Genomic DNA, 14304 nt, shown 5'->3' on the forward strand with positions numbered 1-14304 from the left:
TTCGGGGATGCGCTTTTCCGGACATCCACACCTTAATGGTCAGGCTCGACGGCCACGCCGCGCTCCTCGGCCAGCCGGAGCAGCCGGCGGGCCGCGTCGGCGCCCGCCCGCCCGAGCGCGTCCTGCGGAGCGGTCCTCAGCTCGCCGCCGTCCACCACCGTCCGCCCGCCCACCAGCAGGCGGGCCAGCGGCAGCGCCGGGCCGAAGACCAGCGCGCAGACCGGGTCGGCGACGGCCGCCGCGTACGGCCCGTCCACCCGCCACAGGGCGAGGTCGGCGAGCTTGCCCGGCTCCAGCGAGCCCAGTTCGTCCTGCCGCCCGAGGTTGCGTGCCCCGCCGAGGGTCGCCAGCTCCAGGGCCTGCCGGGCGGTGAGCGCCGTGGGCCCGTAGCGGGCACGCTGGAACAGCAGCGCCTGCCGCATCTCGCCGGCCAGCGGCGTCAGCTCGGAGGAGGCGGCGCCGTCCACGCCGAGCCCGACGTTCACCCCGCGCCGCAGCATCTCCGAGACGCGGGCGATCCCGGCGCCGAGCCGCCCGTTGGAGGAGGGGCAGTGGGCGACGCCGGTGCCGGCGAGGGCGAGCTTGCCGAGGTCGGCGTCGCTCAGGTGCACCGCGTGCGCGAGCCACACGTCCGGCCCGAGCCAGCTCAGCTTCTCCAGGTAGTCCACCGGGCGCACGCCGAACTGCGCCAGGCAGTGCTCGTCCTCGTCGAGGGTCTCGGCCAGGTGCGTGTGCAGCCGCACGCCCCTGTCCCTGGCCAGCGCGGCGGACTCGGTCATCAGCGCGCCGCTGGCGGAGAACGGCGAGCACGGCGCGACCGCCACGCGCAGCATCGACGACGGCGACGGGTCGTGGTAGGCGTCCACGGCCTCGGCGGTGGCGCCCAGGATCTCCTCCAGGTCCTCCACCACCTCGTCCGGCGGCAGCCCGCCGCGCGACTCGCCCCGGTCCATCGAGCCGCGGGCCGGGTGGAAGCGCAGGCCGACCTCGCGGGCCGCCTCGATCCCGGCCGCGAACAGGTCGCCCCTCCCCTTGGGGAACAGATAGTGGTGGTCGCTGGAGGTGGTGCAGCCCGACAGCGCCAGCCAGCCGAGCCCGGCCGCCGCCGCGCCCCTGACGATCTCGGCGTCCATCGCGGCCCACACCCGGTAGAGCGCCACCAGCCACTCGAACAGCGTCGCGTCCTGCGCCAGGCCCTGGGACGCCCACTGGTAGAGGTGGTGGTGGGTGTTGACCAGCCCGGGGGTCAGCAGGCAGCCGGTGCCGTCGAGGCGCTCGGCGCCGGGCGCGTCCGGGGCGGGGCCGGCGCCCAGCCCGGCGATGCGGTCGCCCTCGACCCTGAGCCAGCCCGAGGGGATCTCGGGCCCGGAGACCGGCGCGAGGTGGACGTTCTCGATGATCAGGCTCATCCGGCGGCCGCCTTCCGCGCGGCCGCCAGGCGCACCGCGTCGAGGATCTTCTCGTAGCCGGTGCACCGGCACAGGTTGCCCGCGAGGGCTTCGCGGATCTCCGCGTCGGACGGCTCGGCGACCCGCTCCAGCAGGGCGTGCGCCTGCACGAGCAGCCCGGGCGTGCAGAAGCCGCACTGCACGGCCCCGCACTCCACGAACGCCTCCTGCACCGGGTCGAGCCCGCCCCCTTCGGCCAGGCCCTCCACGGTGCGCACCTGCCGGCCCTCGGCCTGCCCGGCGGCGACCAGGCAGGAGCAGACCGGCTCGCCGTCCAGGTAGACGGTGCACGAGCCGCACTCGCCCTGCTCGCAGGCGTTCTTGGAGCCGGGCAGGCCGAGGCGCTCGCGCAGCACGTACAGCAGGCTCTCGCCCTCCCACACCCCCTCCGCGCTCTCCTCGCGGCCGTTGACGGTGAAGGTGACGCGCATCAGGCCGCCCTCCTTCCGATGTGGTCGTTCCAGGCCCAGGTCAGCGTGCGCCGGGCCATGACGTCGATGGCGTGCAGGCGGTAGGCGGCGGTGCCGCGTACGTCGTCGATGGGCGCGGCGGCCTCCGCGCACAGCCGCCCGAACCACTTCAGCAGCGACGGGTCCAGCGTGCGGGCGTCCCAGTCGAGCTCGCGGGCCAGCAGGTCCTCGGCCTCCTCGGCGCGGCGCGGGGTGGGGGCGGCCGAGCCGATCCCGGTGCCCACCCGCCGCCGCACCGGGTCGAGCGCGATCGCGAACGAGCACACCGCGATCACCATGGCGTTGCGGGTGCCGACCTTGGAGAAGTACTGGGGCCCCGCCGCGGCCTCGGCGTGCACGGCCCTGGTCAGCTCGTCGGGCCGCAGCGCGCTGCGCTTGACGCCGAGGTAGAACTCGGCGGCCGGGATCATCCGCACGCCGCGCTCCCGCGACTCCACCTCGATCACCGCCTCGCCGGCCAGCAGCGGCGGGTGGCTGTCGCCGGCGGGCGAGGCCGCGCCGAGGTTGCCGCCGACCGTGCCGCGGTTGCGGATCTGCGGCGAGCCGACCGTCCTGGCCGCCTGGGCCAGCCCCGGCAGCACGCCGCCCAGCTCCTCGACGACCACGCGGTACGGCACCCCGGCCCCGATCCGGCACCTGCCGCCGGTCACCGTCCACTCGCGCAGCTCGGCCACCCGCGTGAGGTCGAGCAGCGCCGGCGGCCTGCGCACGTCGAAGTTGATCTCCACCATCACGTCGGTGCCGCCCTGGAGGGGCACCGCCTCCGGCTGGTCCGCCTTGGCGGCCAGCGCCTCCGCCCACGTCGTGGGCCGCAGGAAGTCCATCGTCGTCACTCCCAGGCGAATCCGGCGTCGGGCGCGTCCTCGCGCAGCACGCCGCCCTCGATGAGGCCGTAGGGGCGGTCGGCCGCGTGGTAGACCTCGTTGTCGTTGTCCAGCCCGAACGGCGACAGGTCCACGAGGAAGTGGTGCTTGTTGGGCATGGCCAGCCGGACCTCGCAGATCTCGGGCCGGTTGGCCAGGACGCGCTCGCCCATGGCGTACAAGGTCTGCTGGAGCGAGCGGCTGTGGGTGCCCGCGAACGCCTCCAGCAGGTGGTGGCGGGCCTGCTCGTACGACTCGCCGTGGTCGGCGCCCGGCCCCGCGTGCCGCCAGCGGGCGGTGACGGCGGTGGCCAGGACGCGGTCGGTGGTAGGCGGCAGCGTCGTGTACTCGTCCACGGCGAACCCGTGGAACTCCGAGCCGGTCGAGTTGAGCACCACCAGGTCCTTGAGCCCGGACACCACCGTGTCACGCCCGTCGCGGTCGTGGTGGACGACGCAGACGCGCACCTCGCCGCCGTCGCGTACGAACGAGTGCGGCCCGCCGCGGCGCCAGGCGTACTCCTCGATCTCCACCCGCGCGTGGTGGACCGCCGGCTGCGTGGCGACGAAGTGCCGGGCCAGCAGCAGCGCGAACTCCTCGATCTGGCCGACGCCGTGCTTCTTGGCGAAGGCGTAGACGGTGTTCTTCTGGCTGTCGGTCGGCAGCACGGCGGCGTTGTCGCCGGTCAGGTGGACGGCCTCCATGTCGCCGGAGAGCGCGGTGCTGACGCACAGGTCCTTGAGGTGGTGGACGGGCCCGTCCCTGACGACGCGGACGAGCCTGACCTCCGCCTTGCCGTAGCGGTTGGGGCCGAGCTTGACGGTCATTAGCTCCCTCGATAGGTGGAGTAGGCGTACGGGCTGAGCAGCAGCGGCACGTGGTGGTGCCCGGCGGGGTCGGTGACGGTGAAGGCGATGACGACCTCGGGGTAGAAGGTCTCGGCGAGGTAGGCGCCGGTGTCGAAGACGACGCGGCGGACCCCGGCCCCGGCGGTGTCCCATCCCTTGATCCGGCCGTCGTCGTCGGTGCGGCCCTCGGCCAGGACGCGCCCTGCGTCGTCCTCCAGCCGCACCCGCACGCCGGCGGCGGGCCGTCCGGCCACCGCGTCGAGCACGTGCGTCGAGAAGCTCACGTCTCCTCCCCTCCCAGCAGCTTCACCAGCCGCAGCCGGGCGATCGCGGCCAGCTCGCCGCGGACGACCGCCCGCTCGCGCTCCTCGTCGTTGCCCAGCCGCTCGCGCAGCCGGGCCAGCAGCTCGGCGCCGCCGAGGCCGGTGGCGCAGACCAGGTACACATGCCCGAACCGGGCCTCGTACGCCCGGTTGCCCTCGGCCAGGGCCGCTCGCAGGCCGTCCTCGACGCCGGACTGCTCCTGCCGCGACCAGGCCGCCTCCCGGCCGGCGCCGCCGGGCCGCTCCCCGATCCTGGGGTGGGCGGCCAGCGCCTCCAGCACGTCCGGCCAGGCGAGGCCGGCGACCGCCGCCTCGGCCTCGGCCAGCAGCCCAGCGAGGTTCCCGTACGGCCGCCGCGCGGCCACCCGCGCGGCGAAGGCCGTGGCGGCGCAGCAGGCGAGCAGCGCCTGCTCGGCCTCGCCGGGCGGGCGGGCGTTGAACGCGGCGAGCGCGGCGGGCCCGCCGGGCCCAGCGGGCGGCCCGTCAGGCGACCCGTCAGGCGGCCCGTCGGGCGGCCCGTCAGGCGGCCCGTCGGCGGGCACGGTGCGCGTCTCGGACATGTCAGAAGTACACACAGGCCCTTCGTGCCCGGTCCATCCGCGAGAACTCCCAACTCCCGCCCCCGCGCCGCCCCTGTTTTCGTGTCATGCTCCAACCGGGCCGCGCCCCGCCGGGCCGCTCGCGCGGCCTGATCATCGTGCCGGGCGCCTACACTTGGGCCATCATGAGCGCGACATCCCTGATCGGCGGACACGTGTCCGTGACGGGCGGCCTGGCGACGGGCGGCCTCAAGAGCATGGCCGAGATCGGCGCCGAGATGATCCAGGTCTTCGTCACCAACCCGCGCGGCTGGGCGCTGAACGACGGCAAGCCCGACCAGGACGCCAAGCTGGCCGAGTCGGGGGTCGAGACCTTCATCCACGTGCCCTACCTCGTCAACTTCGGCTCGCCGAGCCCCGAGACGCTGGCCAGCTCGATCGCCGTGGTCCGCCACGCGCTGCGGCGCGGCGTGCAGATCGCCGCCAAGGGCGTCGTGGTGCACACCGGCTCGGCGGTGACGCAGCACCGCGACGACGCCATGCGCCAGCTCCACGAGAGCCTGCTGCCGCTGCTGGAGGAGATCCCGGACGACGGCCCCGACCTGCTGCTGGAGCCGATGGCCGGGCAGGGCGCGATGTTGTGCGCCACCGTCCAGGACCTGGAGCCCTATCTGGCGGCGCTGGAGTGGCACCCGCGTGCCGGCGTCTGCCTCGACACCTGCCACGCCTTCGCCGCGGGCCACGACCTGGCGGCCGAGGGCGGGGTGGCCGAGATGCTCGACGAGCTGCACCGCCTCGCGCCCGGCCGGCTCAAGCTGGTGCACGCCAACGACTCCAAGGACGTGTGCGGGTCCAAGAAGGACCGGCACGAGAACATCGGCGCGGGGCACATCGGCGCGGAGCCGTTCGCCGAGATCATGCGGCATCCGGCGGCGGCGGGCGTGCCCATCTGCATCGAGACGCCGGGCAAGGTGGCTCAGCACGCCGAGGACATCGCGCTGCTGAAGAAACTACGCGACACCCTCTGATCGGGCCCTCGCGGCCCCGGGCCTGATCGGGCCCCCGGCCCCCGGCCGCGCACCGTGACGGGGACGCCCGCACGCGCGATCCGGCCGCCCCCGTGGCCGGATCGCGGGGCCGGCGAACCGGCCACGGCGGGCGCCCCCACACGAGCCGGCGTGGCGGGCCCCACCCCCCGGTCAAGGGCCCGACCGCCGCGGTGACCTGCGATGGCCACCGGTGTTCCCGGCGCATCAGACCTGCGGTGAGCCCCCCGGCTCGTCCCCCCCGATGCGCCGGAGCGGCTTCCCGATGCCACGACACTACGGTTGCGATCTTGCTGGGGAAACCCTGTTCAGACCCAGCGCGTTGAACGGTGTGTAGTCAGCGCCATACGGAGAGTAGGCATGCGACGAGCGGTCGCCTGTCAGCGACGAGCGGCAGGCCAGGGGGCTTGCGCGACACCCCCACCGTCCGCGCCCGCGCCGCCGTCCGGACCGTCCGCGCCCCTCCAGGGGGCGTGACCTGGGAAATCACCGCCGCCGTGGCGAGAGCGGCGGCGCCGCGCCCGGCGCCGGAGGGAAGCGGGCGCACCCCCTTTCACGCCCACCCGCACGCCCCCGGACGACGCGGCGGCCCCCGTCCGGCCGGGGTGTCACGAGGTCAGGAGATCAGCCCCCGGTGCTGGCGGACGAGCTGTTCGCGGACCTGCCTGCTGTGCCGCCTGCTGACCCGGAGCGTCTCGGAGCCGACGGTGAGCGTGACCCGCCCGCCCTCGAACCGCAGCTCGCTGACGTGCCGCGCCGACACCAGCGTGCTGCGGTGGATGCGCAGGAACCCCGCCTCCGACCAGCGCCGCTCCAGCGCGGCCAGGGACATGCGCACGAGGTAGCTGCCGTCGACGGTGTGCAGCCGCACGTAGTCGCCCTTGGCCTCGGCGTAGCGGACGGCCTGCTGCGGCACGAACCGGGTGCGCCCGCCCAGCTCGACCGGGATCACGTCGTCCTGGCCGGGCTCGGCGGGCGGCGCGGAGGCGGCCTCCAGCCGGCGCACGGCCTCCGACAGCCGCTCGGCCCGCACCGGCTTGAGCAGGTAGTCGACCGCCTCCAGCTCGAACGCCTGCACCGCGCACTCCTCGTGGGCCGTGACGAAGACCAGCCGGGGCGGACTGGGGAAACCGCCGACCAGCCGGGCCAGGTCGAGCCCGTCCAGCCCCGGCATGCGGATGTCGAGGAACACCCCGTCGAGCCGCTCGCCGGCGCCGATCATCTGGACCATGTCCTGCAACGCGGTGACGCCGTCGGCGGCGGTGGAGACGTGCTCGATCCGCTCGTCCTGGCGCAGCAGGTAGGCCAGCTCCTCCAGAGCGGGCACCTCGTCGTCCACGGCCAGCACTCTCAGCATGCTGACACGCTGCCGCATGCGAGCAGCGGTCACAAGCGACACGCCAACAGCGCGTAAGTAAATGACTACAGCGAGCCGAGCTGGGTCTTGGGCACCCGCAGCCGCACCTTGGTCCCGATGCCGAGCGCCGTCTCCACGACCAGGCCGTAGGAGTCGCCGTAGATCTGGCGCATCCGCAGGTCCACGTTGGCCAGGCCGATGCCGTTGCCCTCGCGGGCCGGGTTCTCGTCCAGCACGCGGCGGGCGCGCTCGGGGTCCATGCCGGCGCCGTCGTCCTCGACCGTGATGTGCGCCTCGGGGCCGGCGTCGCGCACCACCACCCGCACCTCGCCGCCGCCGCGACGGCCGCGCATGCCGTGCTTGATCGCGTTCTCCACCAGGGGTTGCAGGCACAGGAACGGCACCGGCACCGGCAGCACCTCCGGGGCCACCTGCATGCTGAAGCGCAGCTTGTCGCCGAAGCGGGCGCGCTCCAGCAGCAGGTAGCGGTCGACGCAGGTCAGCTCGTCGGCCAGGGTGGTGAAGTCGTGGGCGCGGCGCAGCGCGTACCGGGAGAAGTCGGCGAAGTCGAGCAGCAGCTCGCGGGCGCGCTGGGGGTCGGTACGCACGAACGAGGCGATCGTGGTCAGCGCGTTGTAGACGAAGTGCGGGGAGATCTGGGCGCGCAGCGCGCGCATCTCGGCCTCCAGCGCCCGCCGCCGCGAGGCGTCCAGCTCGGCCAGTTCGAGCTGGCCCGACACCCAGCCGGCGACCTCGGTGACGGTGCGCACGAGCCCGGCGCTCAGCTCGTCGTCGAAGGCCGCCAGCGCGCCCACGACCGTGCCGTCCACGGTGAGCGGCACCGCGACGGCCCCGTGCGGCTCGCCCGCGAACACCTGCGCCTGCCCGGCGGCCAGCGCGGCGCGGGCGTAGGTGAGCACGTCGTCGGTGCACGGCCCGTCCCAGGCGAGCGCCGCCTCGGTGGAGGTGATGGCGACGGCGTGCGTGCCGAGCAGGGCGCGCAGGTGGCGGACGGCCTTGCGGGCGGAGTCGCGGTCGAGCCCGGCACGCAGGGCGGGGGCGGCCATCGCGGCCAGGTGCAGGGCGGCGTAGGTCGCCTCGTCCGCGCGCCGGGGCCGCGGCCGCCCGGCAGCGCGGCGCGGCCCCGGGAAGGAGCGGCGGCCGGCGGCGAAACCGAGGACCGTGGCCAGGCAGCACAGCGCCACGCACGCGGTGGTCAGCATGCGGGAAACGCTAGTTGACGACCGGCCGTGCCCGCGGCATAACGCGCGGTGAAGTCAGGGTGGCCCTTCCCCGGGTTCTTCCTGGTAGGAGTAGCGCTGCTCGCGCCAGGGGTCGGCGATGTTGTGGTAGCCGCGCTCCTCCCAGAAGCCGCGGCGGTCCTCCAGGAGGTATTCGACGGCGCGCACCCACTTGACGCTCTTCCAGGCGTACAGGTGGGGCACCACGATGCGGACCGGGTGGCCGCGCTCGGCGCTGAGCGGCTTCTCGTCCAGTTCCAGGGCGAACAGCGTGTCGGGGGCCGTGAAGTCGGACATGCGGAGGTTGGCGCTGTAGCCGTACTCGGCCCAGATCATGACGTGCCGGACGCCGGGGTCGGGCGGGGCGGCCGCCAGGAGGGTCGCCGGGGCGACGCCGCGCCACTCGTTGCCCATGAGGGAGAACTTGGTGACGCAGTGGAAGTCGGCCAGGCGCGTGGTGCGGGGCAGGGCCTCGAACTCGGCCCAGGTGAAGCGGTGCTCCTCGCCCGAGGCGGTGGCGCCGGACACCCGGAAGTCCCAGGTCTCCGGGTCGAACCGCGGGACCCTGCCGTAGTGGATCACGGGTCGGCCGCGCGGGACGTACTGGCCTGGAGGCAGGCGCGACTCCTCCACGATCACTCCCCTCCCCTGACTCGTGTCTTGGGACATCCTGCCATCGCCGCGGGGGCGGCTCGCGCCCGGGTCTCATGCGCTACCATTACGCCCTATGCGCACCGCGTTCCTGTTTTGGTATGGCGACGGACCCGAGTCCGTTCGCCATCTGACGCTGCGCTAGCAGACAGGCGAACGAAGGCCCCGGGTCCGTGAGGACCCGGGGCCTTCTGTTTTTTCCGGGAGGAGAACTTCAGATGGTGATCGTGATGGGGCCCGAGGCCACGTCCGGCGATCTCGACGCGATCGTGGCCGTCGCGCAGGCGGCGGGGGTGGAGGCGTTCGTCAGCAAGGGCGTGCGGCGCACGATCGTCGGCCTGGTCGGCGACGTGGCCCAGCTCGACGAGGCGGGCCTGCGCGGCATGGGCGGGGTACGCGACGTCATGCGCATCTCCACGCCGTACAAGCTGGTGAGCCGGGAGAACCATCCGGAACGCTCCACGGTCCACGTGGGCGGCGTGCCGATCGGCCCCGGCACCGTGACGCTGATCGCGGGGCCGTGCGCGGTGGAGACGCACCGGCAGACCCTCGACGCGGCCAGGATGGCGCAGGCGGCCGGGGCGACCCTGCTGCGCGGCGGGGCGTTCAAGCCGCGCACCTCGCCGTACGCCTTCCAGGGGCTGGGCGAGGCGGGCCTGCGCATCCTGGCGGACGTACGCGAGGAGACGGGCCTGCCGATCGTGACCGAGGTGGTGGACGCCCACGACGTGGAGCTGGTGGCCTCGTACGCGGACATGCTGCAGGTCGGCACCCGCAACATGCAGAACTTCGCGCTGCTGCAGGCCGTCGGGTCGGCCGGCCGGCCGGTGATGCTCAAGCGCGGCATGAGCGCCACCATCGAGGAGTGGCTGATGGCCGCCGAGTACGTCGCCCAGCGCGGCAACCTGGACATCGTGCTGTGCGAGCGCGGCATCAGGACCTTCGAGAAGGCGACCCGCAACACGCTCGACGTCTCGGCGGTGCCGGTGGCCCAACGGCTGTCGCACCTGCCGGTGATCGTGGACCCGTCGCACTCGGGCGGCCGGCGCGACCTGGTGCTGCCGCTGACCAGGGCGGCCGTGGCGGTCGGCGCGGACGGCGTGATCATCGACGTGCACCCGCAGCCCGAGCAGGCGCTCTGCGACGGCCCGCAGGCGCTGGTGGACACCGACCTGGGCGAGCTGGCCCAGATCATGACCGACCTGCCGGCGCTGCTGGGCAAGTCGGCCGCGGCCGCGCTCGCGCGCTGATCCCGCCCCCGCGCACGTGACCTGACATGACCGCACGCCACGAGCACTCGGGCACGACCGGCCGCCGCCACCCGCCCGCCGGTCGTGCCCCGCGGTCCTCACCTCAGGGGGCGTTCACGCTCTCGCGCGGTTCGTGGTCGCGGGTGTGGGCCTTGCGCCCGGCCACGCGGCCGTCCCCGCGCGTCAGAAACCGGCGACCTGCGGCGACACCGCACTCCATCCGAGGTGACCGTCACCGGACAGTAAGGACCTTCGGTGCGGGATCGAGCCGACTTCGAGCATGACGTCGAGCAGCGCTCGACCCGGCTGCTCAGGATGGCGTACCTCCTGTGCCGCGACTGGGCCACCGCCGAAGATCTGCTGCAGACGGCGCCGGCCAAGACCTGGCCGGCATGGCGCCGGGTGGGTGCCGACCCCGACCCGTACGTCTACCGCATCCTGACCAACACCCCCGCCTCCTTATGGCGGCGGCGCCGGCGTGGCGAGGTGGCCACGGGTGAGCTGCCCGACAGCGCCGACGTCGAGCGGAGGTGGCACCGGGCCGGCCGAGCACCCCACCATGTTCGAGTATCACCACTACGGGCAGGGCGGCGAGGCGGTGAGCCTCCGACCGGCACGCCCATCCCAACCGCGGACGACGAAGGGACGCCAACCCGCGCGACGCCCTCTCAGAGGGTGTACTCCTGGATGGAGTCGGCGAGCTGCACGCACAGCTCCTCGGCGTCCAGCCGCCGCTCGATCTGCTTGAGGTCCTCGATCTTGGCGCGGGTCTCGGCGCGCTTGGGGGCCAGCAGCGAGCAGCAGTCCTCGTCGGGCAGCTCGGAGATCTCCAGGGTGCCGATGCGCCGCGCCTCGGCCATGATCTCGGTCTTGTCCCAGCCGACGAGGGGGCGCAGGATCGGCAGGTCGACCGCGTTGTCCTGGGCGGTGATGTTGGTCAGGGTCTGCGAGGAGACCTGCCCGAGCGCGTCGCCGGTGACCAGCGCGGCGGCCTTGATGCGGTGGGCGACCTCCTCGGCGGTCTTGAGCATGAGCCGCCGCTGCGCGATGACCGCCAGGCGGTCCTGGCCGGAGGTGCGGATCGACTGCTGCGCCTTGCCGAACGGCACCACCCACAGCCGCGAGTGCCCCTGGAACCGGTCGAGCTTGCGCACCAGCGCGTACGCCTTGTAGATCGACTCCGAGGTGGTGAACGGGATGCCGGAGAAGTGCAGGAAGTCGACGTGCAGGCCGCGCCGCATCATCCGGTAGGCGGCCACCGGGGAGTCGATGCCGCCCGACATGAGGGCCAGCGCCCGGCCGCTGCTGCCGACCGGCAGGCCGCCCTGGCCGGGGATGCCGCCGGTGAAGACGAAGACCTCGTCGCGGTCCACCTCGATGTGGACGGTCAGCTCGGGGTGCTTGAGGTCGACCGGGAGGCCGTACTCGTCGTTGATGGCCCCGCCGACCAGCCGGTCGAGCTCGTTGGAGCGCAGCGGGAAGCGCTTGTCGCGGCGGCGCGAGCGGACCGCGAAGCGGGCGCCGCGCTTGGCCTCCTCGCTCTCGCCGACCAGCTCCAGGCCGGCCTTGAGCACGGCTTCCGGATCCTTGGCGACCCGCCAGGCCCGGTGGATCCAGACCAGCCCGGGCACGTCGGCGACGCGCTGCGCCACGGTCTCGGCCTGCTCGGCGGTCGTGCCCTCGGGCAGGAAGATCGCGATCACGCCGTGCCGCTTGCGTACGTCGACCTTGAGGTCGACGCCGGTCTCCAGCGCGTGGCGGATGTTGGCGATCAGGCGGCGCTCGAACAGCTCGCGGTTCTTGCCCTTGAGGACGATCTCGCCCAGCTTGAGCAGAACGCACGGCTCGCCCAGGGCGGACATCGTCATGGTGGAACCTCCGGGGAAGTGGGGATACGGCACGCCTTGTTGGCAACGCCGAGCCCCATCGAGTTTAGTCCGAGCCGGGCGGGCACCCACCCGTCCAACGGCATGAGCCCTTCTCATGTTTCCGACACGCGCTTTGACAGATAGTCGAAATATCCGTGCGAAAGGGACGGCCCGGATGGCAGAATCCGTGCACCCCTAACTCAAGGAATTTCGCCCCATGACATCTGCTGTGAACCACTTCACCCACGGACCCCTCACGCCGCTGCTCGCCTACGTGATGTCCTGCCTCGGGTCGATGCTCGGGCTGCGGCTCACCGCCCAGGCCCACGCCTCGCGCGGCGCCGCGCGGGCGCGCTGGCTGCTCGGCGCGGCCGTGTCCATCGGCGGCACCGGCATCTGGGTGATGCACTTCATCGCGATGATGGGCTTCGACGTCAAGGGCACGCAGATCCGCTACGACGTGCCGCTCACCGCGGCCTCGGCGATCGTGGCGATCGTGGTCGTCGGCACCGGCCTGTTCCTCGTCTCCTACGGCCGCGGCCGCCTGCCCGCCCTGCTCGGCGGCGGCCTGCTCACCGGCCTGGGCGTGGCCTCCATGCACTACCTGGGCATGTACGCCATGAACATGTCCGCCCACGTCTCCTACGACCGCCTGACCGTGGCCGGCTCGGTGGCCATCGCCGTGGTCGCCGCGACGGCCGCGCTCTGGTTCACCCTGCGGGTCAAGAAGCCCGTCTGGATCACCGGCGCCGCCCTCGTCATGGGCGTCGCGGTGTCCGGCATGCACTACACCGGCATGGCCGCCATGCACGTCACCGTGGACGCCGAGGCCGGCGCGGTGGCCGGCGCCGACGCCCTCGACTTCCTCGTCCCGCTCATGACCGTGATCAGCCTGATCACGCTGACCATGCTGCTCATGGTGATCCTGTCACCGTCGGAGGAGGAGCTGCACGAGGACGCCGAGCTGGTGGCCAGGCTGGAGCTGCGCCGGCGCGCCGCGCAGCAGGAGCGGCACCTCGCCTACCCCGGGTCCGCGGTGCCGGCGCCGTCCAGGCGTGCCCATCCGCAGCCGACCTGGACGCGCGACAGGTAGCGGGACCGCCGGGCACGGGCGAGGGGCGTGCCGGAAAGGCCGAACTGTGCCCGGCACGCCCCGGAGGTGACGTCTCGCCCCCGATATGGCGGGGGTACGGCCTGCGACACGTGGTGGGCCGCCGACTCTCCGCGGCGCAGGCCGTACCCTTGAGCGGGTTGTAGCGGAAACCCCGCTGGCTCAAAGGTACGACCGCTGCTTGCAGGGCACTTGCAACTAGCCGAAGAACACCTCGGCCTCGGCGTACCGCTCCACCGGCACGGTCTTCAGCTCGGCCGTCGCCTCGTCCAGGCCGACCCGGACGATGTCGGTGCCGCGCAGCGCGACCATCTTGCCGTAGTCGCCGTCGTGGACGGCGTCGATGGCCTGGAGGCCGAACCGGGTGGCCAGCACCCGGTCGTAGGCCGTGGGCGTGCCGCCGCGCTGGATGTGGCCGAGCACCGTCGTGCGGGCCTCCTTGCCGGTGCGCTTCTCGATCTCCTTGGCCAGCGTCTCGCCGATGCCGCCGAGCCGGACGTGCCCGAACGCGTCCAGCTCGCTCGCCTGCAGCTCCATCTGCCCCTCGATCGGGTGGGCGCCCTCGGCGACCACGATGATCGGCGAGTAGCGGGTGCGGAAGCGGGACTCGACGTACTCGCAGACCCGCTCGATGTCGAACGGCTTCTCGGGGATGAGGATGACGTTGGCCCCGCCCGCCATGCCCGCGTGCAGCGCGATCCAGCCGGCGTGGCGGCCCATGACCTCGCAGATGAGCGCCCGGTGGTGGGACTCGGCGGTGGTGTGGAGGCGGTCGATGGCCTCGGTGGCGATGTTGACGGCGGTGTCGAAGCCGAAGGTGTAGTCGGTGCCGGACAGGTCGTTGTCGATCGTCTTGGGCACGCCCACGACGTTGACCTGGCGGTCGTAGAGCTGCCTGGCCACACCGAGGGTGTCCTCGCCGCCGATGGCGATCAGCGCGTCCACGCCGCCGGCGGCCAGATTCTCCTTGATGCGGTCGACGCCGCCCTCGATCTTCAGCGGGTTGGTACGGGAGGAGCCCAGGATGGTGCCGCCACGCGGGAGGATGCCGCGTACGGCCTGGATGTCGAGCGGCTGGGTGTCGCCCTCCAAGGGTCCGCGCCAGCCGTCGCGGAAGCCCACGAACTCATGACCGTAAACGCTCACCCCCTTACGCACCACTGCCCTGATGACGGCGTTGAGCCCGGGGCAGTCGCCGCCCCCTGTGAGCACTCCGATACGCATGGCGGGTTCCTCCCGTTGGGGTTCACGAACCTGACCTCTGTATTCAGACTCGCATTGTGCCCGCC

The 14304-nt window shown here is 73.1% G+C and carries 14 protein-coding genes and 1 pseudogene; 4 read left to right on the forward strand and 11 right to left on the reverse strand.

Features of this window, described 5'->3' with window-relative positions; all coding sequences use genetic code 11:
* Nucleotides 1-32: 32 nt before the first annotated feature.
* From AB0H75_RS10170 to uraD, 6 genes are read right to left on the reverse strand one after another with little or no spacing between them, the layout of a single operon-like run.
* Nucleotides 33-1409 (reverse strand): 8-oxoguanine deaminase, encoded by a 1377-nt coding sequence (locus tag AB0H75_RS10170; protein WP_367793520.1) that lies wholly within the window; start codon nt 1407-1409, stop codon nt 33-35.
* Nucleotides 1406-1879: a (2Fe-2S)-binding protein gene (locus AB0H75_RS10175; protein WP_367793523.1), complete on the reverse strand. Its 474-nt coding sequence runs from the start codon at nt 1877-1879 to the stop codon at nt 1406-1408. The genes AB0H75_RS10170 and AB0H75_RS10175 overlap by 4 nt, the downstream gene beginning before the upstream one ends.
* A complete protein-coding gene (locus AB0H75_RS10180) occupies nt 1879-2742 on the reverse strand; it encodes a xanthine dehydrogenase family protein subunit M (RefSeq protein ID WP_367793526.1) in 864 nt (287 codons plus the stop codon). Before AB0H75_RS10180 ends, AB0H75_RS10175 begins: the two co-directional genes overlap by 1 nt.
* A gap of 5 nt (nt 2743-2747) precedes the next feature.
* Entirely contained in the window at nt 2748-3608 is an 861-nt protein-coding gene (gene pucL, locus AB0H75_RS10185; protein WP_367793529.1) for a factor-independent urate hydroxylase, read from the reverse strand.
* Nucleotides 3608-3913, reverse strand: a complete 306-nt coding sequence (uraH, locus tag AB0H75_RS10190) for a hydroxyisourate hydrolase (RefSeq protein WP_367793532.1) — start codon at nt 3911-3913, stop codon at nt 3608-3610. The genes pucL and uraH overlap by 1 nt, the downstream gene beginning before the upstream one ends.
* Nucleotides 3910-4512 (reverse strand): 2-oxo-4-hydroxy-4-carboxy-5-ureidoimidazoline decarboxylase, encoded by a 603-nt coding sequence (gene uraD, locus AB0H75_RS10195; protein WP_367793535.1) that lies wholly within the window; start codon nt 4510-4512, stop codon nt 3910-3912. The genes uraH and uraD overlap by 4 nt, the downstream gene beginning before the upstream one ends.
* Nucleotides 4513-4676: 164 nt before the next feature.
* Between uraD and AB0H75_RS10200 the strand changes: the two genes are divergently transcribed.
* Entirely contained in the window at nt 4677-5519 is an 843-nt protein-coding gene (locus tag AB0H75_RS10200; protein WP_367793538.1) for a deoxyribonuclease IV, read from the forward strand.
* A gap of 634 nt (nt 5520-6153) precedes the next feature.
* Here the strand turns inward: AB0H75_RS10200 and AB0H75_RS10205 are convergent.
* The 3 genes from AB0H75_RS10205 to AB0H75_RS10215 form a co-directional block, all read right to left on the reverse strand.
* Nucleotides 6154-6894, reverse strand: a complete 741-nt coding sequence (locus AB0H75_RS10205; protein ID WP_367793540.1) for a LytR/AlgR family response regulator transcription factor — start codon at nt 6892-6894, stop codon at nt 6154-6156.
* Nucleotides 6895-6959: 65 nt separating this feature from the next.
* Nucleotides 6960-8117, reverse strand: coding sequence for a sensor histidine kinase (locus tag AB0H75_RS10210; protein ID WP_367793543.1), 1158 nt, complete (start codon nt 8115-8117; stop codon nt 6960-6962).
* Between the two features lie 54 nt (nt 8118-8171).
* Nucleotides 8172-8768, reverse strand: a complete 597-nt coding sequence (locus AB0H75_RS10215) for a molybdopterin-dependent oxidoreductase (RefSeq protein ID WP_367793546.1) — start codon at nt 8766-8768, stop codon at nt 8172-8174.
* Between the two features lie 236 nt (nt 8769-9004).
* Between AB0H75_RS10215 and aroF the strand changes: the two genes are divergently transcribed.
* Together aroF and AB0H75_RS10225 are read left to right on the forward strand one after the other, a co-directional pair.
* Complete coding sequence (gene aroF / locus AB0H75_RS10220) at nt 9005-10036, forward strand: 3-deoxy-7-phosphoheptulonate synthase (protein ID WP_367793548.1); 1032 nt, start codon at nt 9005-9007, stop codon at nt 10034-10036.
* 255 nt (nt 10037-10291) lie between these two features.
* A pseudogene (locus AB0H75_RS10225) lies at nt 10292-10504 on the forward strand (sigma factor); the annotation flags it as partial.
* Nucleotides 10505-10704: 200 nt separating this feature from the next.
* On the opposite strand, the gene thiI reads toward AB0H75_RS10225, so the two are convergent.
* Nucleotides 10705-11904, reverse strand: a complete 1200-nt coding sequence (gene thiI / locus AB0H75_RS10230; protein ID WP_367793551.1) for a tRNA uracil 4-sulfurtransferase ThiI — start codon at nt 11902-11904, stop codon at nt 10705-10707.
* Nucleotides 11905-12121: 217 nt separating this feature from the next.
* Here thiI and AB0H75_RS10235 point away from each other — a divergent pair, with 217 nt between their 5' ends.
* A complete protein-coding gene (locus AB0H75_RS10235) occupies nt 12122-12997 on the forward strand; it encodes an MHYT domain-containing protein (protein WP_367793554.1) in 876 nt (291 codons plus the stop codon).
* 216 nt (nt 12998-13213) lie between these two features.
* On the opposite strand, the gene AB0H75_RS10240 is transcribed toward AB0H75_RS10235, so the two are convergent.
* A complete protein-coding gene (locus AB0H75_RS10240; RefSeq protein ID WP_367793557.1) occupies nt 13214-14239 on the reverse strand; it encodes a 6-phosphofructokinase in 1026 nt (341 codons plus the stop codon).
* Between the last annotated feature and the right edge of the window lie 65 nt (nt 14240-14304).

This window comes from Nonomuraea sp. NPDC050783, from assembly GCF_040802095.1.
GTDB lineage: Bacteria > Actinomycetota > Actinomycetes > Streptosporangiales > Streptosporangiaceae > Nonomuraea.

Excerpts from the sequence above, each read along its gene's own strand:
- AB0H75_RS10170 (WP_367793520.1), bottom strand. The coding sequence starts at position 1,409 with ATGAGCCTGATCATCGAGAACGTCCACCTCGCGCCGGTCTCCGGGCCC.
- AB0H75_RS10175 (WP_367793523.1), bottom strand. The coding sequence starts at position 1,879 with ATGCGCGTCACCTTCACCGTCAACGGCCGCGAGGAGAGCGCGGAGGGG.
- AB0H75_RS10180 (WP_367793526.1), bottom strand. The coding sequence starts at position 2,742 with ATGGACTTCCTGCGGCCCACGACGTGGGCGGAGGCGCTGGCCGCCAAG.
- pucL (WP_367793529.1), bottom strand. The coding sequence starts at position 3,608 with ATGACCGTCAAGCTCGGCCCCAACCGCTACGGCAAGGCGGAGGTCAGG.
- uraD (WP_367793535.1), bottom strand. The coding sequence starts at position 4,512 with ATGTCCGAGACGCGCACCGTGCCCGCCGACGGGCCGCCTGACGGGCCG.
- AB0H75_RS10200 (WP_367793538.1), top strand. The coding sequence starts at position 4,677 with ATGAGCGCGACATCCCTGATCGGCGGACACGTGTCCGTGACGGGCGGC.
- AB0H75_RS10205 (WP_367793540.1), bottom strand. The coding sequence starts at position 6,894 with ATGCTGAGAGTGCTGGCCGTGGACGACGAGGTGCCCGCTCTGGAGGAG.
- AB0H75_RS10210 (WP_367793543.1), bottom strand. The coding sequence starts at position 8,117 with ATGCTGACCACCGCGTGCGTGGCGCTGTGCTGCCTGGCCACGGTCCTC.
- aroF (WP_367793548.1), top strand. The coding sequence starts at position 9,005 with ATGGTGATCGTGATGGGGCCCGAGGCCACGTCCGGCGATCTCGACGCG.
- thiI (WP_367793551.1), bottom strand. The coding sequence starts at position 11,904 with ATGACGATGTCCGCCCTGGGCGAGCCGTGCGTTCTGCTCAAGCTGGGC.
- AB0H75_RS10235 (WP_367793554.1), top strand. The coding sequence starts at position 12,122 with ATGACATCTGCTGTGAACCACTTCACCCACGGACCCCTCACGCCGCTG.
- AB0H75_RS10240 (WP_367793557.1), bottom strand. The coding sequence starts at position 14,239 with ATGCGTATCGGAGTGCTCACAGGGGGCGGCGACTGCCCCGGGCTCAAC.